This is a genomic window from Acidobacteriota bacterium (assembly GCA_028874215.1).
Lineage (GTDB): Bacteria > Acidobacteriota > UBA6911 > RPQK01 > JAJDTT01 > JAJDTT01.
In genome coordinates this window covers 75,994-96,757 of record JAPPLF010000100.1, presented here as the reverse complement: position 1 = coordinate 96,757, position 20,764 = coordinate 75,994, and the positions used below count along the sequence as shown (strand labels likewise).

General features: G+C 63.7%; 20 protein-coding genes. 11 read left to right on the top strand and 9 right to left on the bottom strand.

Annotation, left to right across the window (positions count from 1 at the left end; genetic code table 11):
* The 3 genes from OXT71_20380 (at position 1) to OXT71_20370 (ending at position 2,070) form a co-directional block, all read left to right on the top strand.
* Positions 1 to 1,194: a sialidase family protein gene (locus OXT71_20380; protein ID MDE2928748.1), complete on the top strand. Its 1,194-nt coding sequence runs from the start codon at positions 1 to 3 to the stop codon at positions 1,192 to 1,194.
* 163 nt (positions 1,195 to 1,357) lie between these two features.
* Positions 1,358 to 1,858 (top strand): GNAT family N-acetyltransferase, encoded by a 501-nt coding sequence (locus OXT71_20375; protein ID MDE2928747.1) that lies wholly within the window; start codon positions 1,358 to 1,360, stop codon positions 1,856 to 1,858.
* Complete coding sequence (locus OXT71_20370) at positions 1,855 to 2,070, top strand: hypothetical protein (GenBank protein ID MDE2928746.1); 216 nt, start codon at positions 1,855 to 1,857, stop codon at positions 2,068 to 2,070. The genes OXT71_20375 and OXT71_20370 overlap by 4 nt, the downstream gene beginning before the upstream one ends.
* A gap of 180 nt (positions 2,071 to 2,250) precedes the next feature.
* On the opposite strand, the gene OXT71_20365 is transcribed toward OXT71_20370, so the two are convergent.
* From OXT71_20365 to OXT71_20335, 7 genes are all read right to left on the bottom strand, one after another.
* The gene (locus tag OXT71_20365; GenBank protein ID MDE2928745.1) at positions 2,251 to 3,222 is read right to left on the bottom strand and encodes a hypothetical protein; all 972 of its coding nucleotides are present in this window, start codon (positions 3,220 to 3,222) and stop codon (positions 2,251 to 2,253) included.
* A 361-nt stretch (positions 3,223 to 3,583) separates the two neighbouring features.
* Complete coding sequence (locus OXT71_20360) at positions 3,584 to 3,997, bottom strand: hypothetical protein (protein ID MDE2928744.1); 414 nt, start codon at positions 3,995 to 3,997, stop codon at positions 3,584 to 3,586.
* A 101-nt stretch (positions 3,998 to 4,098) separates the two neighbouring features.
* Positions 4,099 to 4,701, bottom strand: a complete 603-nt coding sequence (locus OXT71_20355; GenBank protein ID MDE2928743.1) for a nitroreductase family protein — start codon at positions 4,699 to 4,701, stop codon at positions 4,099 to 4,101.
* A gap of 101 nt (positions 4,702 to 4,802) precedes the next feature.
* Positions 4,803 to 5,795 (bottom strand): hypothetical protein, encoded by a 993-nt coding sequence (locus OXT71_20350; protein MDE2928742.1) that lies wholly within the window; start codon positions 5,793 to 5,795, stop codon positions 4,803 to 4,805.
* Positions 5,796 to 5,932: 137 nt separating this feature from the next.
* On the bottom strand, positions 5,933 to 8,362 hold the full coding sequence (locus OXT71_20345; GenBank protein MDE2928741.1) for a hypothetical protein: 2,430 nt from the start codon (positions 8,360 to 8,362) through the stop codon (positions 5,933 to 5,935).
* 51 nt (positions 8,363 to 8,413) lie between these two features.
* Positions 8,414 to 9,424, bottom strand: a complete 1,011-nt coding sequence (locus OXT71_20340) for a hypothetical protein (GenBank protein ID MDE2928740.1) — start codon at positions 9,422 to 9,424, stop codon at positions 8,414 to 8,416.
* A 69-nt stretch (positions 9,425 to 9,493) separates the two neighbouring features.
* Complete coding sequence (locus OXT71_20335; protein MDE2928739.1) at positions 9,494 to 10,252, bottom strand: SDR family oxidoreductase; 759 nt, start codon at positions 10,250 to 10,252, stop codon at positions 9,494 to 9,496.
* 194 nt (positions 10,253 to 10,446) lie between these two features.
* Here OXT71_20335 and OXT71_20330 point away from each other — a divergent pair, with 194 nt between their 5' ends.
* The 8 genes from OXT71_20330 (at position 10,447) to OXT71_20295 (ending at position 18,142) form a co-directional block, all read left to right on the top strand.
* The gene (locus OXT71_20330; protein ID MDE2928738.1) at positions 10,447 to 12,033 is read left to right on the top strand and encodes an alkaline phosphatase D family protein; all 1,587 of its coding nucleotides are present in this window, start codon (positions 10,447 to 10,449) and stop codon (positions 12,031 to 12,033) included.
* The gene (locus tag OXT71_20325; GenBank protein MDE2928737.1) at positions 12,034 to 13,623 is read left to right on the top strand and encodes an alkaline phosphatase D family protein; all 1,590 of its coding nucleotides are present in this window, start codon (positions 12,034 to 12,036) and stop codon (positions 13,621 to 13,623) included.
* A gap of 159 nt (positions 13,624 to 13,782) precedes the next feature.
* A complete protein-coding gene (locus OXT71_20320) occupies positions 13,783 to 14,823 on the top strand; it encodes a D-cysteine desulfhydrase family protein (protein MDE2928736.1) in 1,041 nt (346 codons plus the stop codon).
* A gap of 2 nt (positions 14,824 to 14,825) precedes the next feature.
* A complete protein-coding gene (hisI, locus tag OXT71_20315) occupies positions 14,826 to 15,224 on the top strand; it encodes a phosphoribosyl-AMP cyclohydrolase (protein ID MDE2928735.1) in 399 nt (132 codons plus the stop codon).
* Positions 15,221 to 16,099, top strand: coding sequence for an ATP phosphoribosyltransferase (gene hisG, locus OXT71_20310; GenBank protein MDE2928734.1), 879 nt, complete (start codon positions 15,221 to 15,223; stop codon positions 16,097 to 16,099). Before hisI ends, hisG begins: the two co-directional genes overlap by 4 nt.
* Positions 16,099 to 16,875 carry an SDR family NAD(P)-dependent oxidoreductase gene (locus OXT71_20305; GenBank protein ID MDE2928733.1) on the top strand — a complete coding sequence of 259 codons (777 nt, stop codon included), beginning with the start codon at positions 16,099 to 16,101 and terminating at the stop codon, positions 16,873 to 16,875. The genes hisG and OXT71_20305 overlap by 1 nt, the downstream gene beginning before the upstream one ends.
* A 10-nt stretch (positions 16,876 to 16,885) precedes the next feature.
* Positions 16,886 to 17,278 carry a carboxymuconolactone decarboxylase family protein gene (locus tag OXT71_20300; GenBank protein ID MDE2928732.1) on the top strand — a complete coding sequence of 131 codons (393 nt, stop codon included), beginning with the start codon at positions 16,886 to 16,888 and terminating at the stop codon, positions 17,276 to 17,278.
* A gap of 186 nt (positions 17,279 to 17,464) precedes the next feature.
* Positions 17,465 to 18,142, top strand: a complete 678-nt coding sequence (locus OXT71_20295; GenBank protein MDE2928731.1) for a hypothetical protein — start codon at positions 17,465 to 17,467, stop codon at positions 18,140 to 18,142.
* Between the two features lie 23 nt (positions 18,143 to 18,165).
* Here the strand turns inward: OXT71_20295 and OXT71_20290 are convergent, their stop codons facing one another.
* Positions 18,166 to 19,776 carry a hypothetical protein gene (locus tag OXT71_20290; GenBank protein MDE2928730.1) on the bottom strand — a complete coding sequence of 537 codons (1,611 nt, stop codon included), beginning with the start codon at positions 19,774 to 19,776 and terminating at the stop codon, positions 18,166 to 18,168.
* The gene (locus OXT71_20285; protein MDE2928729.1) at positions 19,777 to 20,625 is read right to left on the bottom strand and encodes a class I SAM-dependent methyltransferase; all 849 of its coding nucleotides are present in this window, start codon (positions 20,623 to 20,625) and stop codon (positions 19,777 to 19,779) included.
* Positions 20,626 to 20,764 lie beyond the last annotated feature (139 nt).

Below are 20,764 nucleotides of genomic sequence, written 5' to 3'. Positions count from 1 at the left end.
TTGTCAATCGCGTACTTGCTTGCACTCCTGATCCAGCCGGTCCCGGCGGTCGGCGCGACCGGGTCGGCACACGAGACACTGGAAATCCGCGTCGGCCCCCAGACGGTGGTCATGGAAGACGCCATCTTCCCCTACATGACCACCACCCGGGAAGGGACCATCATCGTGGTCGGGACCGTCCTCCGGCCCGATCCCGAGTCGTACACCGGACCCAACTACCCGCGGGACATTCCCAGGACCGTGCGCTCCACCGACGGCGGCAATACCTGGGAACTCTGGTTCCCCACGGAGGAACAGGGAGACGGTCCCATCATCTCCGGATGCACCCTCCAGTTGCGGTCCGGCCGGATCCTGATCTATGACTACTACAGTCGGCACATCGGGGACGGCCGCTTCCAGGGTCAGGTCTGGCACTCCGACGACCAGTGGCAGACGGTGACGCCCTCGCCCTACATCGCCCACGTTCCCCGGGCCAAACCGAATCTCGGCGACGACCGGGGAGATACCGTCCCCACCGGGATTCTGTGGCACCGCACCATTCTGGAGATGCCCGACGGAGACCTTCTGGCCGGCATCTACGGCGTCTTCCAGGAGGACAACACCCCCAGCCAGTACCGGCCCAGCATGAAGCAATTCCGCGCGTTGCTGCTTCGCTCCACGGACGTGGGCAAGAACTGGTCCTATGTCTCCACCATCGCCGCGGGGCCCATGGGTCAGGAGGGATTCAACGAGCCGGTGATCGTCCGCCTCAGCCGGGGGAGGCACAAGGGACGGCTCGTCTGCCTGATGCGGACCGGAAGGGAAAACCCCCTCTACCAGGCCCACTCGGACGATGAAGGGACCACTTGGAGCCAAGCCCTGCCCATGCGCTGGCAGTACAGCCGCTGGGGCAGGTGGCGGGACATCGTGGGTGTCGATCCCGACCTGATCGAGATGCAGGACGGCACCCTGGTGGCCAGCTTCGGGCACAAGCCCGACTTCAAGGACGACGGGATCTTCGTGGTCTTCAGTCTGGACCAGGGCCATTCCTGGACCCAGGTAACGCGGCTCGCCATGGACATCACCGGCGCCTACACCACGGTTCGCGAGATCAGTCCCGGCAAGCTGTTCGTCGTCTACGACAAGCGGGACGACTTCTACACCTCCCCCTCCCGCCGGATCTATGGCCGGATGATCGAGGTGAAACGGCGTTGAATCTGCCCCGGAGCTGCATCGAGGGACCTGTTGGACCCCGCGGCTCCCTTCATTCGACAACGACGTGAAATGCCGGGAACTCGGCCGTCTGCCGACCAGGCCGGAGAAAGCCGCATAGCACGGCCGTGAGGGTAGATCGCCAATCTCCCCGTGGTCTATCCTCGTGACTGTGAAGATCCGTCCCGCAGCACTATCCGATCTCGAAACCATCGTTGAATTCAATGCGCGTCTGGCGAAGGAAACCGAAGATGTGGACTTGGACATGGACCGGCTGAGAGCGGGGGTCGCCGCGATGTTGCGTGACGAGGCTCTGGGCCTTTACTTCATCGCGGCGTCGGGGTCCGGTCCGGCCGGCCAACTGGGGCTGACATACGAATGGAGCGACTGGAGGAACGGCATGTTCTGGTGGCTTCAAAGTGTCTACGTGCGTCCTGAATTCCGGCGCCAAGGGGTTCTGCGCGCTCTTTACGGACACGTTCTGGAAATGGCCAAGGACCGTGGCGTGTGTGGGATTCGGCTCTATGTCGAGAACGAAAACCGCACGGCTCAGGAGGCGTACCGGCAACTGGGAATGGTCCGGGCAGTGTTTCACATGTACGAAGTTGATTTCGTAATTGCCCGGGAGCACCAGGTTCCGGCTCGGCGATTGGAGACTGAAAAATGACCAAAGGAAGATTCCTTCCGGACAAGCGCGACATGGTGAGAGTTCTGCTTGCGATGCTGATCGGCATGCTGGCGGGCGGCGCGTTCAATGCTTCGCTCGGCGAGCAGGGCGCGGACACGCCGGCGTTCGTACTGATCGGCGGAGTACTGGGGCTCGGCGGCGTACTCGTAGCGCAGGCCCGGCGGCGAGCGCGCGATTCACAGGGTGACTGACGAAGCATCCGCCGGCGTTGGAATCGGGAAGGATTGGCAGGGAACCAGGACCTACGGCAGGTCGATCGAACCTGGAGTTCGTTTCGGGCGAAGGTCCGATGACGCCTCCCCGGCGGATTCCACTGGACAGGGCCCCCTTCCTTCGGGGGTTGCCGGGTTGACGCTTCTGATCCGGCCCTCTTATCGGGGAGTACGGCCTAATGTCCACTGGCCTTCCCCGTCCGTAAAGTACGCCATGTCAACCACGAGCCCCTTCTTGCGCATCACCCACCAACCCTGGCGTAGCGATTCCTCATAGGGGCCTTCCTGGACATAACCGTCCGCGTCGCGCTCGACCCACCGGCCGTGGCGTTTCCCCGCCTCGTACGGACCTTCCTGCACGCCCCCGTCCGGCAAACGCAAAACCCAATGGCCCTGCTCCTTCCCCGCCTCGTAAGGGCCCTCCAGGACGTTCCCGTCCGGGTAGCGCTCCACCCAATGACCGTGGCGCTTCCCCGATTCATACGGGCCTTCCTGAACACCCCCGTCCCCGTAGCGTTCCACCCAATGACCGTGACGCTTCCCCGCCGCGAACGCGCCCTCCATCACGGTCCCGGAAGTGAAGCGCAACACCCACCGGCCCTGGCGGTTCCCTTCCTTGTACGGTCCTTCCTGGACGGTCCCGGAAACGAATTTCTCGACCCAATTTCCATGCCGTTTACCCGCATCATAGGAACCTTCCGAGACGTTCCCGGACGCGAAGCGCAACACCCACCGGCCCTGCTGCTTTCCCGCCGCGAAAGGGCCTTCCATGACAGTCCCGGAATCGAATCGCAAGACCCAATCGCCATGACGCTCGCCCGACTCATAGGGGCCTTCCTGGACCGTGCCGTTCTCCAGGCGCTCCACCCAGTGACCGTGCTTATTCCCATTCTCGTAGTCGCCTTCGGAGAGGTTCCCGTCCTTGTCGCGGTAAACCCACCGGCCCTGTGCCTTGCCTCCCACGAGGGACCCCGTTTTTTCCTGGGATTTCTTGCCCGCGTCCCAGACCTCCCTGAGCGTGCCGGCGCCCTGAGCCAACCCCTCGGAACACTCGGCCGTCCAGGTCACGTTCTCGTCCGGCTCGAAGTAGTTGTTCCAGACGTAACATCCCGGCTGGTTGGCCAACTCCATCCAGCAGGACGCGCCCTCGGGTTGGTCTTTGCACCGGAACCCCACGGGGGGAGGTCCTGGGACCGCCCCGGAACCGCCCGGTTCCACGAGGGCTTCCGGTGGAACCTGGCACTCTTGACCGGCGAACCCGGGAGCGATCAACAGGAGGAAAACAACGAGAGTGCGGATCGGACCTGGCAAGGGCACTCCCAACTGTCCTTGGCGCGCTCGGAGAAGGATCGATTGCTCTTGATCTTACCGAAGCCGCGTACCGCCGGGAAGCGCATCGGGCGGGCTGTCCCGGTGTGGGAACGGATCAGAATTCGTCAGAACGTCTGCTCGTTTTCGACCACTCTGTCCAACGGCTGTTCGACAGTTGCCGTTACCCAAGAACAGCTATCGCGACAATGGCCACTATGGAGGCCCAAAAGATGGTCCATAAGGCGATGGCTCTCTTCAGGTCGCATCCGCACTGTTGTTCCGAATCTCCCGCCCGAAACTGCTCGTTCATCCGTGCGCTCTCATCGGCCAGGTGGGCCAGGGTGTCGTCGTCGAGCGCCGGGATTGCAGCTTCGATCTTCTCCAGGTCGAAATGGCGGCCGAGTTTCTGAACCTCCGGACGCTGGAGCAGAGTCAGAACTTCGCCGATGTTGCCGGCGCGTTCGGCATTTCCAGCCGAGATCTCGCCTTTCAGATCCTCAATGAATACGAGGTGAACCGCGTCCGGGCCGGGGCCGGCATGAAGGCTGGACGACAGCACAAGGATGACGGAAAGGGCCAGCGAAAGGAGCTTCATCGAAGTTCTCCTGACTCTCGACAGGTGGCGGAGGGTTTCCGACACGATATATGCAAGGGGTCCGATGGGCAATCGATCGTCGAGAACCGCCGCCCACCTCTCTACGTGGATCCAAGACCCGGCTTTCCCCACGCGGCGCCGAACACGAACTCGCTCTGGGGCCGACGGGTGCGCGAACCTTCGTCTCGTGCCCGCAATTTCGAGGCTCCAGCGCCGGGACCGGCCCGATAGCCGAGCGCCAGCGCCGTTACTGCCTCGAACCCGTCCGGGATGGAAAATACCTCCCGCGCCTTGTCGGGCCGAATTCCGGCCATTTGATGCACGTAGATTCCCCGGCTCGTCGCCTCGAACGTGAGGCTCGCGGAAGCCAGTCCCAGATCGTGCTCTGCGACGCGGTTGAACCGGCCGTTATGGGTGAAGCTTGTCCTGATACACCCGAGCGCGAGCGTCGGAACTTCGCGGGCCCAGGCCTGGTTGCCCTCGAGCAGGCAGCTCAAGACCTTCTCGAATTCCTCCTTCCGGTCGCGACTCGCGACGAGATAGCGCCAGGGCTGCTCGTTGAACGAGGATGCCGCCCAGCGCGCCGCCTCGAAGATGGACAGCAGATCTTCGCGAGGGATCAGCCGCCGCGAGAAGGCGTATGGACTCCAGCGCGCCGAGATGAATTTGTGAACGGGATGATCCGGGGAGGCCTCCTTGGACATGGCTCGAAGTATATGAAATTACGCTGGAGGTGAAGAATGGAAAACGGCCGAGCGAAAGGAGTGTCCTCCGGGTTCATCGATCTCCCGTCGGGGAGAACGGCCTAGCTTTGGCCCCACGCCCCCTCCCCCTTCACAAAGTACGCTTCCTCAACCACGACCCCTTTCCTCCGCTTGAACCACCATCCGTGGCGCTTCCCAGCCTCATACGGGCCTTCCTGGATGGTCCCGTCCGCCAAACGCTCAACCCAATGCCCCTGCTCCTTGCCCGCCTCATACGAGCCTTCCAGGACGGCCCCATCCGCGTAGCGCTCGACCCAATGACCCTGACGCTTCCCGGCCACGAACGGGCCTTCCATCACAGTCCCGGAAGCGAAACGCAACACCCACTTGCCCTGCCGTCTCCCTCTCACGTACGGGCCTTCCTGGACGGTCCCATTCGCCAGGCGCTCGACCCAGTTGCCGTGACGCCTGTTCACCTTGTACGGGCCTTCATGGACGTTCCCGTTAGCGAAACGCAACACCCACTTGCCCTCTTGGTACCCCTTCGCAAACGAGCCCTCCATGACGGTCCCGGTAGCGAAGCGCAGAGACCACTTGCCCTGCCGTTTCCCCGCCTCATACGGCCCTTCCTGGACGGTCCCTCCCGCCAGGCGCTCGACCCAGTCTCCGTGACGCATGCCCTCCTTAAACGGGCCCTCCGAGACGTTCCCATCCTGGTCGCGGTAGACCCATTTCCCGAGTGCCTTTCCTTTCACAATGCGCCCGGTTTTTTCCTCCTTTTTTCTGCCCCCGTCCCAGGCCTCCGTCAACGTGCCTTTGCCGTGAGCCAACCCCTCGGCGCACCCTGCGGTCCAAGTCAGGGCCTCGTCCTCCTGGAAGTAGCTGTTCCAGACGTAACATCCCGGCTGGTTGGCCAACTCCATCCAGCAGGACGTGCCTTGGGGCTGGCCTTTGCAGTGGACCCCCTCGGGCGTGGATCCGGCACCCGAACCGGGACGGCCCGGAGCCGCCGCGGTCTCCGCGGGAAGCCGGCCGGCGAAACCGGGGGCACTCAACACGAGCGAAAAAATAATCGTAACTATCGAACCGGTCATGGGAAGTCTCTCCTGTCCTCCGCTTGTGCGGGCAAGATTCGTTCGTTGCGCATCATACCGCAGGGGCGCGCTACGAGTTGGATCGATGGACCTTTTCGGTGGCGGCCGAAGGCCTCCAAACCGGACGGGTGGAGCCGTCAACGGTAACGAATCGGCACCGGGTTTTCGTCGCGGCCCGATAAGATTCTCCGCAGGACACGGACGGCGACGTCGGCGTCGAACGGCCGGAATCGGAAGCTGATCTCGTGGTGTCCCGGAGGCAAAAACACGCCCCGGAAAGCATAGTTGGCGTAGTGGATCGGCACTTCCCGACCGTCCAGCCAGGCCTTCCATCCCTCGGTGAGGACATCCGCCAGGACCAGGAGGCGCGGATGCCCGCTGTCGGCCACCACCTCCACCCGGTCGTTTTCGTAATTCACGATCCGGACCTGATCCGGGCCGCCCGGTTCGGTTGAAATCTCGAAACTCGAGCCGTCGGCGCACGGAGGGGTTGCACTGGCGCCGAAGACTCGTTGCAACTCGGGGACCGGCTCATCCCGCAGTTCGACCACGGCATTGCCATGGTGGGAGAAGGAAGGGCTGGACAGCAGTTCCGCCGCCTGCTCTCTACTGCAGGCGACCTGGAACCGGTTCAGCAGGCGCACGCGGGGAAGCGCATCCGGATTCTCGTAGACCGAGATGTTGGCGAAGCGCTCCACCAGCGGCAGATCGGCGGCATCGTAAGTCGAATCGTACTCTTCCAGGTCCAGGGCGGTGATCACGTATTTCACGTCGAGACTGTCCAGTGCTTCCGATGCATAGCCGGGCATCATGGGTGAAAACAGCGGCGGTCCCGAGTAGACGTTTCGTTTGCCCGCAAACATCTGGTAGCGGCCGGAGACGAACGGATTGGCGCCCGAAATGGAATGAATCGGATAGAGATTGGGCAGGTTCGACATCTCTGCGCCGGCGTAAATCAGGTCGACGCGGCGAGGGGGAGCGCCGCTCTCTCCGGCAGCCGTATTTTCGCCGATGAACTCCACGATTTGCCGGTGGGCCTTGGGCAACCCGCCGGGATGGCTGATTTTTCCGGTCGGCACCACATTGATCCTGCGGTTCAGGTTCACCCATCCCAGGTTGGCCACCAGAAGGGCCGTGAGGGTCAGAGACAACGGCCATCGCAGTTGTTGGTAACGCAGCAACAGAAACAGAGCCAGTGCGGATGCGAATATCCAGACCGAAGCGGCCGCGAGGGCCTCGAGGACCGGCCGCCAATCCTGGTGCAGAGTCACGCCCTTGAATACGGCAACCGAGAAGGCCGTCGCCAGAAGCACAAGGCACACCCTTCCTGCCAATTGCGTCCGCCGGGACGGAAGCCTCTCCCGGTCCCTTCGCAATACCTCGTCCAACACCAGGGCGATCAGGCCCGCCAAGGCGATATTGAGCAGAAACCCGCCGTCCAGGGGCCGCTGAAAGAGCGCGACGCCGGGGATGACTTCGTAAAAAAAACGGTACGCCGGCGTCAGATCGCCAAGCATGTACAGGAGCGAAAACGCCAGCATGGCCAGGAAGAACAGGTTGCGGCGCCTCCAGAGGACTCCGCGCCACAAGCCCCAGAACCCCAGCACCCACACACCGAGGCCTCCCACGTACAACAAAGACTCGGTCCGATCATCCGCCCCGACATAGTTGTCGCCGAGAGCGCCGAAGAGGTCCGGCGCCAGCAGCGTTGCCGGAATATAGGGCCACATGGACTGCCGGGCCGCGAACGCGTACTCGTAATGGGGACGGTTGCTGTCATCCAGGAACAGGAAGATGCCGTAGAGCTGGGGCAGCAGAACCAGGAATGCAAGGATCCCGGCCGCGGCCAGCCAGGGCAGTCTCCGCACCAGAAATGCCACCTTGTCCGGCGCCCTGAAGAACGCCGCCGCCGCGACGGCGGCCAGAACCAGCGACAGCAGGTAAGCCAACTGGTTGCCGTGCGCCGCCATGCCCCCGGCGGCGACACCGAAACCTGCCGCAACGCCAACCCGGGGAGTGCTCAACAAACGGCGCAAGAGCACCAGCGCCCACGGGAAGTAGGCGTAGCTCAAGATCATGGTCGTGTGTTGCAGCCGGGTCAGGGCGTACCCGCCGAACATGAAGACGGCGGCGCCCAGCACCGCCGGCAACAACGCCACGTCCTCACGCCGGAGCAGAACGTAAAAGCCGATCCCGCCCAAAAGCACGTGGAGCGCCACGACCAGGGTGAACCAGTGGATGTCGTGAGGGTCCCCCAGCACCATCAAGGGCATGAACAGGGGAGAGAACAGGAACATCTGGGGATCGGACAACGCGGGATGCCCGGCGAAGAGGTTCGGATTCCAAAGAGGTGAATCTCCTTGCTGAATCGCTCTCGCGGAAAACGCGGCGGCGGGGAAATTCTGAGCCAGGGCGTCGTAGGTGACGACCCTCAAGCCGCTCAAGAGGGGCGAGTAGCAGGCCGCCCATGCCAGGACCACGAGCCAGAACCCGGCGTACCGGAGGACTTGGCGCCGAATGAAATCGGTCCACCGGGTTTGATTCTGTCCGTCGCTCGTCAGGCGCATCGGCCACCGGGAATGATTGAGAGGATGGAAACGGGAAAGGCGGTCCTTCGGCTACTCGCCGGAGGGTTCCCCGGACTCTTCTGCGGACTCCTCCTCGGAAAGCTCCTCCGGAAAACGGCCGACGAGAAGCCCGGGGAAGCGGGACCGGCCCTTGTCTTCGCCGGAGATTCCGTAGAAGGCTCCGTCCAAGTGCAGGAACTCGGTATCCGCCAGGCCCGGCTCGAAGCTGGAAACCAGGGTGTAGGTGTCTCCGGAAGGATCGTATTCGTAGACGGTTCCCAGAAACGTCCGGGCGTACCCGCCGGACAGGTAGATCAGTTCGCCCACCGGTTCCGCCCACCAGGCCCGGGCCGCCACCGGAGCCGGACCCAACAGGCTCCATTGTCCCGTCCCGGTGTCGAACCGGTAGGCGTCGTCCAGGTTTCGCAACTGCTGCCCCAGTTCCTTGGTGGAGCCTCCGAAGATGTACACCGAGCTCCCGAGTACGGCGGCCGCGTGAATCATCCGGGGCGGTCCCGGAATCGGCGCCAACCTCTGCCAGTCGCCGGTCGCAACGTCCAGGGACCAGACCTCATCGGTGCAACGGTCCAGATCGGTCATGCTGTGGCTTCCCGCCACCTGGTAGATGGTGGATCCGACGGCCACCACCGATGCCAAATAGCGCGGCGCCGGATTCTGTCCCGCCACGGACCAGCCTTCTTCGGTCAGCTTGAAGACCTGGCGTTGCGGCTGCGGACCGTTGCCTCCGCCCAACAGGTAGATCTCCTCCCCGATCCGGACCATTCCACCGTAACCCAGAGGTTCCGGCAGAGACGGCCGCTGGGACCACCTTTCGGCTTCCGGATCGTAGAAGTCGACTCGATCCGTCCAGAGTTTCTCGCCTTCCCGCCAGTAGGCTCCCCCGGCGACGAGAATTCCCTCCTGGTAGGCGACGGCGCTGTAGCCGCCCCTGGGAAGGTCCAGATCGGGGCCCCTGGACCAGGTGAGCGAGGTCTCCCCGGCGACGGCTCCGGCCACGAGAATCAGTGAAAAAAACGATGCGCCGATCGACCGCAACATCATTGCCTAGACTGCAATTACGGTCTTGAACTTGCAAGTTTCGGCTGCGGACCGACCGCGCGGACAGAGCAATCAGTCCACTCCCGGACCCGCCAGATGGCGGCCGGCGTCGATCCGGATGGTTTCGCCCGTAATGGTCTCGCTCTTCAGGAGGGTCACGATCATCTCGGCGATCTCGCCGGCAGCGGACTCGCGCCGGAGGGGTGTCCGGGCGATCACGCTGCGGTCCCAGTCCTCACGGCTGATTTCCGGCGGGCGCATGGTGGGGCCCGGAGCGATGGCGTTGACCAGAATGCCGTGGGGAGCCAGTTCGGCGGCGAAGGCGCGGGTCATGAAGTCGATGGCCGCCTTGGAGGTGAGATAGGGGAGGTAGTTCCGGTAGGGAGTCCCTCCGGCGGCCCAGTCGCTGAAGAAGACCAGGTGTCCCCGGGTCGGACCCGGGTTCCGCCGCATGCTCCGGGCGGCGTGGACCGCCAGGAGATAGTTGGCCCGGGCCGCCGGCTCCGCGGCTTCCCAGGCGGCCGCGTCCAACGAATCCAGGGGAGCCCGGGGAAATCCCGACGCCAGGTTGACGAGAAAGGAGAGGTCCCCGAGTTCCTCCCGGACCGTCCCCATCAGGCGATCCACGTCCTCGGGCCGGCTCACATCAGCCTGGACCAGACAGGTTCGGGTCAGAGGCGCCAACTCCGCCTGAAGCCCCTCGGCGGCGCGCTTGGATCCCCGGTAGCTGAGCGCCAGGCGAACGCCCGCCTGAGCCAGGCGCCGCGCCACCACGCCGCCCATCCGCTTCGTCCCCACCATCAGGGCGGTCCTGCCTTCCAGGTTCAACATGGGTTTGCCCGTATCGATCGGCGAGTATAGCAAGTCTGGAGCGGCGACTGGAGCGGCGACATTCCTGTCGCCGGGGGCGGCGGTTTCCTAATCGCCGAACTCCGGAGGAACGATTTGGTGCCGAAGACCGGGCGATTTGGAGATCGCCTCCTGCCGCCTCAAATCGGTTATGATTCCGGGACTTGGAGGACGCCATGACCACCGATTTCACCCGCCGATCCTGCCAGATTCGGCTCCCCGCTCTTGTCCTCTTCCTGGCCATGGGACATCCGGGTTTTTCCCAGTCCGGGGACCCCTTTCCCGTGCAACTGGCCCAAGGCCTGATGGCGGGCGCCGTGGACGACGCTTCGGCGATTCTCCAGTCCCGCCTCACCTCGACCGAGAGCCTCGTCGACCCCCGCTGGTCGGGCGTCCTGGGGATCAGGGGAATCTCCCGTTTCGAGGTGGCGGCCGGGGCCGACTTCAAGAACCCGATTCGGACCGCGTGGCTCGCCGCCCTCCCGGAGAACGACTTCATAGTGAAGGTCAAGGTGGAAGGGCTTCGGCCGGAGACCCGCTACCACTATCGCCTGGTCTACGGACCGGACAAGTCGCGGCTCAAGAAATCGCCTCCCGCGATTTTCACCACTATGGGCGGACCCGACGGGCAGGTCTCCTACAGCTTCGCCCTGGCCGCCTGCATGAACTACACCTATTTCCACTACACGGGCCACGGTTCCAAACCACCCTACAGCGGACCGGACAAGGAGCTGGGCTATCCCGCTCTGGCTGCCATCCTGGCCTTGGAGCCCGACTTCTTCGTGGGCCTGGGCGACAACGTCTACTACGACGTCCCCGGCGCCGACCAGGACATGAGAGGACGGGCGGAGACGCAACACCAGTTGCGGATGAAGTACCACGAGCAGTTCTCGCAGCAGAGGTTCCCGGACTTGTTCGCCCGAGTGGCCACCTACTGGTTGAAGGACGACCACGACTACCGGTTCAACGACTCCGATCCGGTCAATCCGGTCCGTATCCATATCTATGACGAGTCAAATTCGGGAACCTATCCCAAGGAAAACCTCTTCCCGAAGCACTCCGGTTCCGGCCACGACCCGACCCATGAACTCGGCGCGCGGATGTTCCGGGAGCAGCTTCCCGTGGTCGATCCACGGGCGTCCGACGCGGTGACCTACTCCACTCGGCGAGTGAACCGGGACCTGCAGATCTGGATCGTGGAGGGACGCGAATACCGCAGTCCCAACGACTCCCCCGACGGTCCCCAGAAGACGATCTGGGGGAAAGAACAGAAGGAATGGCTGCAACGGACCCTGCTGGAGAGCGACGCCACCTTCAAGGTTCTCCTCTCGGCGACCCCCATGGTGGGACCCGACTACGCCGCAAAGCGCGACAACCACGTCAACCCGGGAGGATTTCAAACCGAGGGCGACGAGTTCTTCCGCTGGCTGACGGACAAGGGTTTCTCTCCGGACCGCTTCATGATCGTCTGCGGTGACCGGCACTGGCAGTATCACGCCGTCCACCCCTCCGGCTTTCAGGAATTCTCCGTCGGCGCGATGGACGACTCCAATGCGATTCTGGGATTCTTTCCCAGCGACCCCAAATCGTCGGACCCCGAGGGAAAGATCAAGCATCCCTATCATTTCGAGGAACCCACCGGCGGTTTCCTGATCATGAAGATCGGCCAGACCGGCGGGGGACGGGCCCGCATGGATTTCACCTTCCATGACGAAAAGGGCAATGTGCTCTACACCCACGCCAAGGAGGCCGGACCAGACTAAATGATCATTTTCCAGGAACTTACAGAAAGAATCGGCCGCCTGGCCCGGAGCTGCACGCTGGTTTTGTTCCTGGTCCCGGGCACCCTGGGTTTCTCCCGGTCCGGCGACCCCTTTCCCATGGAACTGGGCCACGGGCTGATGGCGGGAGCCGTGGATGACACGTCGGCCATCCTCCAGTCGCGCCTGACCTCGACGAACCGTGTCGTTGACCGCCGCTGGTCGGGAGTTCTGGGCATCGAGGGAGTCGCCCGCTTCGAGGTGGCGACGGGAGCCGATTTCAAGGACCCGATTCGGACCGAATGGCTCACCGCCCTCCCGGAAAACGACTTCATCGTGAAGGTGAAGGTGGATGGGCTGCGGCCGGAAACCCGCTACCACTACCGTCTGGCCTACGGACCGGACAAGTCACGTCTCGAGAAATCGGCGGCGGCGGCGTTCACCACGCTGGGCGGGGAAACCGGACAGGGCTCCTACAGCTTCGCCCTCTCCACCTGCATGCACTACAGCAAATTCCACTACACCGGCAGTGGTTCACAACCGCCGTACAGCGGACCGGACAAGGCGCTGGGCTATCCGGCGTTGGCGACGATCCTGGCCTTGGAGCCCGATTTCTTCGTGGGACTGGGAGACAACGTCTATTACGACGGCCCCGGAAGCGGCCACCAGATGAGAGGACGGGCGGAGACGCAGCACCAGTTGCGGATGAAGCACCAGGAGCAGTACTCGCAGCAGAGATTCCTGGACCTGTTCGCGCGGGTGGCCACCTACTGGATGAAAGACGACCACGACTACCGGTTCAACGACTCCGATCCGGTGAACCCGGCGCGCGTCTACGCCCAGGACAGGATCGGGGCCTATCCCAAGGAGAACCTCTACCCGACGCACTCCGGTTCCGGCCACGCTCCTTCCCACGAGCTGGGGGTCCGGATGTTCAGGGAACAGTATCCCGTCGTCGATCCGCAGGCGTCCGATTCGGTGACCTACTTCACCAGAAGAGTGAACCGGGACCTGCAGATCTGGATGGTGGAGGGACGGGACTACCGCAGCCCCAACGACTTTCCCGACGGTCCCCAGAAGACGATCTGGGGAAAGGAGCAGAAGGAGTGGCTCAAGCGGACCCTGCTGGCAAGCGACGCCACCTTCAAGGTCCTTCTCTCCGCGACCCCCATGGTGGGACCCGGCTACGAGTATAAGCGGGACAACCACGTCAATCCCGGGGGATTCCGCCATGAAGGCAACGAGTTCTTCCGCTGGTTGACGGAAAACCGGTTCTCTCCCGAACGATTCGTCATCATCTGCGGGGACCGGCACTGGCAGTACCACGCCATCCACCCCTCCGGCTTCCAGGAATTCTCCGTCGGCGCGATGATCGACGCCAACGCCATCATCGGGTACTTTCCGGGCGACCCCAAATCTTCGGATCCCGAGGGAAAAGTGAAACAGCCGTACCACTACGAGGAGCCCACCGGCGGTTTCCTGCTCCTGAAGATCGGCCGGACCGGCGAGGGGCGGGCCCGCATGGATTTCACCTTCTACGACGAAAAGGGCAAGTTGCTGTACACCCACGCCAGGGAGGCCGCGCCCCAATAGCGGCGCGCGACCCGATTTTCCGCCGAAATACGACCGACTCTTGGGGTAGTTTCACCACGGGCTGTTAAACTAGTGGACGTCAGCCGTCGGCGGGCGCCTCGGCCGGCAACACGGAAAGATTCGTCGCAGTTTCTAAACTCCAAACCATCGACTCCCAAAATGATCAGTCCCCAGGAACTTCGAGACAGGATTGACCGTCTTCCCCGGGTTTCCCTGGCCCATCTGCCCACACCTCTGGAAGAGCTTCCGCGGCTGAGCGCCGCGCTGGGCGGTCCCCGGATCTTCATCAAACGGGACGACTGCACCGGTCTGGCCTTCGGCGGCAACAAGGCCCGGCACAACGAGTTCATCCTGGGGCGGGCCCTGGAGGAAGGCGCCGACACGTTGGTCTGGGGAGCCGGAATCCAGTCCAACAACTGCCGTCAGACCGCCGCCGCCGCTGCCAAGCTCGGCCTGGAATGCCACTTGGTCCTGACCACGGATCACGCCGAGATGGAGTTCCAGGGAAACTTCCTCCTGGATCATCTGGTCGGGGCCCGGATCGAGCTCAACTCGGAACCCATGGGTCCCCCGCTCTGGAACAAGATCAAGGAAAAGTCCGACAGCCTGAGGGACGAGGGGAAAAGGGTCTTCACCATCGCCGACCCGCCGTCGCGGTTCGCGGCCTCCGTGAGTTACACCGGGGCTTTGGTGGAGCTCCGGGACCAGTTGGACGAGCAGAACGTCCGGGCCGACGCCGTCTATTTCTCCTCCAGCGGCTCCACCGGAGCGGGGATGTTCCTGGGCCGGAAACTGCTTCAATGGGAGGCGGTTCTGGAGGCGATCATGCCCATCGAATGGCCTTTCGATACGGCTGAGTACATGGCCAAACTGGCCAACGGCGCGGCCGAGCTGATGGGACTCGAACCGGCCGTGACGCTGGAGGACATTCAGGCGAGCCCCGATTACATCGGCGCCGGATACGGCATCCCGACCCCCGAAGGACTGGAAGCCATCTCGCTGTTGGCCCGGCAGGAGGGGATCCTGCTGGATCCCATCTATACGGGCAAGGCCATGGGGGCTCTCGTGGCGGACGTTCGGCGGGGCCGGTGGCGGAAGGGCCAGAATCTCGTCTTCGTGCACACCGGCGGAACACCGGCGCTCTTCTATCACCACCGGGACTTGGCACCCATGTTCGACACTGCGGGAAAGGAAGGTTGAACGTGTCGCTTCAGGACCAGATCGACTTCGACAAGCAGGGAGGGCTCGTCCCCGTCATCGCCCAGGATGATGAGACAGGCGACGTCCTCATGATGGCGTACATGAACCCGGAGGCGCTGGAAGAGTCGCTCCGCACCGGCCGGGTCTGCTATTACTCGCGCAGCCGAGACCGCCTCTGGCGCAAGGGTGAGGAGAGCGGACACGTGCAGCGGATCCATTCGGTTCACGTGGACTGCGACTCCGACACAATTCTGGTCCGGGTCACTCAACTGGGAGGCGCCGCCTGCCACAAAGGCTACAGGAGTTGTTTTTTTCGAAAGGTGGAGGACGGCGAGCTGTCCGTCGTTGCGGAGCCGGTATTCGATCCAGCCGAGGTCTACGGGAGCGGGAAATCCAAATGAGCGAACGAATCCTGACGTTGGGAATTCCCGCGGGCAGCCTCCAGGAAGCGACGGCCCAGCTCTTCGCCAAGGCCGGATACCAGATCCGGTTCCGCTCCCGGTCCTACTATCCGTCCATCGACGACTCGGAGATCGAGTGCATCCTGATCCGGGCCCAGGAAATGGCCCGCTACGTGCAGGTTGGAGTCATGGACGCCGGTCTGACCGGGCATGACTGGATCGTGGAGAACAGAGCCCAAGTGGTCGAAGTCGCCGAGTTGGTCTTCTCCAAGGTGAGCCGGAAGCCGGTGCGTTGGGTCCTGGCCGTTCCCGAGGACTCTCCCATACGCGAACCGGCGGATCTGGCCGGCAAGCATATCGCCACCGAGGGGGTCAACCTGACCCGGGCCTATCTGAAACGCCACGGCGTGGAAGCGCACGTGGAGTTCTCCTGGGGCGCCACCGAGGTGAAGCCTCCCCGCCTGGCCGACGCCATCGTGGAGGTGACCGAGACCGGTTCCTCCCTGCGCGCCAACAACCTCAGGGTCATCGATACGATCCTGGTGAGCACGCCCCGGCTCATCGCCAACCGGGACGCGTGGGAAGACCCCTGGAAGCGGCAGAAGATCGAGAATATCTCGCTCATGCTACGGGGAGCCATGGCGGCCGAGGGCAAGGTGGGAATGATGATGAACGTTCCCAGGGATTCCGTCGAAGCGGTCCTGGAAATCCTGCCCGCTCTCCAGAAGCCCACCATCTCGTCACTGTCGTCCGAGGGCTGGACCGCCGTCAACACCATCATCGACGAGGCGGTGGTGCGGGACATCGTGCCCCGGGTTCGGGCGGCCGGCGCGGTGGGAATCGTGGAGTATCCTCTCAACAAGATCATCGACTGATGGGAAACACGGACACTCGGCGTACGGCCATGGTCACCGGCGGCGGAGTGGGCCTGGGCCGGAAGATCAGCCTCGCCCTGTCGGAGCATGGCTACCGGGTGGCGGTCACCGACATCGAGGGCGTCGAGGAAACCACACGGGACATCGAAGACCAAGGAGGGGAGGCACTGGCCATCGACCTGGATCTGACCAGGCCTCAGCAAATCGAGCGGGCGGTGGCTGCGATCCTGGATAAGTGGGGTTGTATCGACGTCCTGGTGAACAATGCGGGGATCGCCGGTCCCACGGCGCCCGTTTCCGAAGTCGCCTTGGAGGACTGGGAGCAGGTGATCGCAGTCAACCTGACCGGCTCCTTCCTCTGCGCCAAGGCCGTCTATCGCCACATGATGGCCCGGCGGTCCGGATCCATCGTGAACATCTCGTCCATGGCGGGCCGCATCGGCTTGCCGCTGAGGGCGCCCTATGTCGCCTCCAAGTGGGCCGTCGTGGGGTTGAGCCGGACACTGGCGGTCGAGTTGGGACCCTACAACGTCCGATCAAACGCCATCTGCCCCGGTCCCGTGGAAGGGGATCGAATCGAACGGGTCCTCCGGGACCGGTGTCTGGCCACGGGTCTATCCGACACCGAGGTGAGGGCGGAGTTCACGGACCACATCGCTCTCCGGCGCATGATCCCTCCCGAGGACATCACCGACATGGTCCTGTTCCTGGCGTCGGACGCCTCCCGGAGCGTCACCGGCCAGGCCATTCACGTCTGCGCCGGTCTGAATCTGTGAAGGAGAGCCGATGAACAGGGAACGGGGAGTCCAAATTCTCAAGGAGATGCTGGGAGAGGATCAGGCCGCCCAGGTCCAGCGGGCCTGGCAGGAGATCTCCCCCGATTTCGAAGCCTACGTCGTCGGCTTCCTGTCGGGAGAAGTCTGGGCCCGGCCCGGTCTCGACCGGCGCACCAAGAGCCTGTGCACCATCGCCGCCCTGGCGGCGCTGGGGCGGCAGCGAGGCCTGGAGCTGAACATCCGCATGGCGCAGCGCAACGGAGCCTCCCGGCGGGAGATCGTGGAGACCCTGCTTCACATTGCGCCCTACGCCGGATTTCCGGCGGCCTGGGAGGGAATCGCGGCCGTCCACGAGATCCTCGGTTCCGGCGGGGCGGATGAAGACGAGTCGTCCAGTTCGTGACTCTGTCCGGATCCCCTGCCACCGCACCGTATGGCGGGCGTCCGGACGCCCCGTGAACCCCTTTGCATCCCTTACAATCTAAATAGTCGAGGGGTAGGTCGCAGACTCGCCCCACCCATTCGGCTTGGGTCCGGGAAACACTTCACGCCATCCCGACCCGCCCAAGCCGGCGGAGGAGAGACTGGTATGATCAAACGCCTTCTCGCAACCGGACTCCTGAGCGCGATTCCGCTCAGCGGCCAGAGCATCGATGACACCATCATTCCCGGAAAGTCCGCTGTCTTCATCAGCCTGCAGCAGACCCTGAACACCAAGTCGGCCCGCTCCGGAGATAAATTTTCCAGCCAGGTCCAGGTCCCTGTCACTGCCCACGACCGGATCGTGATACCCGTGGGCAGCTACATCATCGGCTACGTGGACAGGAGCAAGCGCGCGGGGCGGCTCAAGGGCAAGGCGGAACTGACGCTGAAGTTCGACACCGTGATCCTCCCCGATGGGACGACACGCTACATGAGAGCCGGGGTGCAGACCTCGGAAGGGTACGCCACGGATCTGGACGGGGAAGAGGGTACGATCCAGGGCCAGGGAGGCGCGGCAGGCGAGGTCCTGGCGGGCGCCGCCGGGGGAGCGGTGACCGGGACCATTGTGGGAGTCACTGCCGGCGCCATGCGGGGCCGCATGGGCCGCGGCGCCGCAGCGGGCGCCGCCATCGGCGCCGCCGTGGGCGGAATTATGGCGCTCTTAAAGCGGGGAGAGGACGTAGTCCTGCCCCGGGGCTCCACTTTGACCATTCAGCTCCAGGAAGACGTTCACTTCGAAATGCCCGTGCCCCGTCTCCCCAGGCGGCCTCTCGGCGGAGGGTGATTCAGCGTCCTGGGGGCCGGCCCCTACTCGAGTTGCGCGGACACCAGACGGAACGACTTCATCCTCGGGTTGCCGATGCCGGCAAAGTAGGACGAGGCCACGAGGACGATCTCCCGGGCCGGCTCCCGCCGGTCCAACGCGGGAAGCTCCCCCTCCAACCGGTAATGATCTGAAGGACCGGGATCCTCCAGGACCAGGGAGGCGATCTCCGTGCCTTCCGCCGAGACCTTCAGACTGAAAGGAAAGATCTCGGGGAGGGCTGGAATCCAGATCTCCAGCAACAGTCGGCGCTCGCGGCCCCCCTCCAGCCGGCTCATGAGAAAACCGCTTCGGATGGAGGCCCAAGGGTAGCCCTGAAGCGCGTTCTCTCCCCCCTGGTCCGGAAAGATGCCCCCCAGAAATGCCCGGGTCTCCCCGCGGGTCAACCGGCCGAAGTCCAGGCTGGACCGCAGATGAGTGGAGACGAATTCCTCCCGATCCCGCTTCAGACGGTCCGGATCGGGTTCAGGATTGAGGTCCAGGTCGAGCCCTTCCGGCAGGTGAGGCAGATCCGAGTCGGGAACCGGAATCCATCCGAGCCGATTCAGGGCGTGAACATAGTGGGCGGCCAGGTAACTGTTTCCCAGGCGGTTGGGGTGCGCGTCATGCGTCAGTTGCGTCTCGAATGAAGGCAGAAACGAGGTCGCCAGAAAGGGGGCCTGGAGCTGTGACTGGCGAAAATGCCACGTGTACAGCTCGCTGAAGAACTGGCCGGAGAAGGGGTAGTCCAGGACCGAGAGCAGGATCTTGCCTTCCCTTCCCTGTTGCAGGTCCACCAGGCGGCCCAAGGCCGAGAAGGCGCGGTCCCACTCCTTCCGGCTCTGGGGCGAGAGGCTCCACGCCAGGGCGCTGAAGTTCCGCTCGCCGAAATACCGCGCGGCCTGGTTTGAAAACAGTCCGGAGCCCCATTGCCTCGCCTCGGGGCTGAATTCGTAGGTGGCCATGCCGAGGCCGTTGACGCCGGCCAGGGGGGTGATGTCGTTGGAGACGCTCAGTTGCAGGATGACGTCCGGATCGTAGGCGGAGATCCGGCTGGAGAGATAGGACGCTTCCTGGGACAGGGTCCAACTGTCGAGCCCCAGGGCATAGGTCTCGATGGACTTGCCGCCGGCCCGGATTTCGCGGCTTCGGTAAAAGTCTCCGATCTGATCGCAGAACCGGTCCGCCTCCGGTCCGCCGGTCCCGAACACGTAGGAGTCTCCCAGGCAGACGATCCGAAAGACCCCTTTCGGCTTGGCCCGGTAGTCGATGGAGCTCCGCATGCCCGCGTTGTTGATCCGGACCTCGGCGCCCCGGTATCGAGTCACGACGCCCCTCTTTCCCAAGCGGCCCACCGCGGGTTCGGGCACGGCGTCGTAGAACTGCCCGGCCCGGGCGGCCAGGGACTCGTAGAGCTCCGACCGCCGGGCGTCCGAAAGGTTGTCGAGCAGGAAATGAAGCAGCGCCGGCCGCAGGAACTTCATCGCCAGGGGAGCGGACAGCACCAGGCAGAGGGCCGTCACCGCCAGCGCCAGAAGAATCCGGACGGAGTAGTGCCGGAACTTCTTTCCGAACCGGGAACCGGTTTCACCTGAAAGATCGGGAGACGGGCCCATTCAAACCGGTCCTGAAGAATCCCTCAGGGGAGACATGAGGTTGCGAGTCCCACAATTGGGACATTGGAAAAAGGTCAGGAAAAGGATGCGAACCGGCTTCAGCGTCGCCTCCACATGGCCGTCCCCACAGGCAAAACAGACATTGGTGTCGCCGGATTCGACTCCAAGTCCGGACGGATCGGTCGCCGGTCCCGAGTCGTCGTCTTCCCGCCGGGCCACGAGCGCCCAGCCATACTGGCTCAAACGGGTCCGAAAAATACGATCCAGCACCCGAACCCCATAATTCATCCAGCGAAGCAGAGTCCTCAACACTCGGGACGGGATCCGCGCCAGAAACTGTGCCCGCGGGGGATAATATTGGACTTTTTCGGGATCGGGAGGATTCAGATAGACGAACCCGGTGAAGAGCTTCTTGCAGGAACGGGCCCGAAGACGGGTGCCGGTCTCGATCGCCTCCACCAAGCTGGCGAGAGAAAAGCGGTTGACATGACCTCCTCCGAGAAAGAGATAGCGATACAGCCGGTCGTCCAGACAACCGCCGTCGGGCACCGCAACCCAGAGGGAGCCCCCCGGCCGGAGCACCCGATCGATTTCCCTTATGGCCTGACGGCAGTCCGGAAAGTGCTCCAGCGTATGGTTGCAGACCACCACGTCCACGGTCTCCTGGCCGAGGGGAATCGCACCCGAGTCTCCCAGCACCCGGGCCCAAGGTTCTTGCGCGGCGCCGGGAAAATCCAGGTCCAGAGCCAAGACTCGCGCCTCGGTCCCGGCATAGGAAAAACTCCCCGGTCCCGCACCCAGATCCAGTACGACGGAGGCCGGTGACAGCGGACGAACGAGATGTTCCATGGGACTCGCCGGGCCGGCCCGATCCACTCGGCTCCCCGCCCTGGGCCGGACCGAAGAAAACATAACACGGCAGGGGAAGAGTGCGGAACGGCGGTTTCCTAACCGCCGGACTCCCACGTAACAGAAAGGTAGAGGGAAG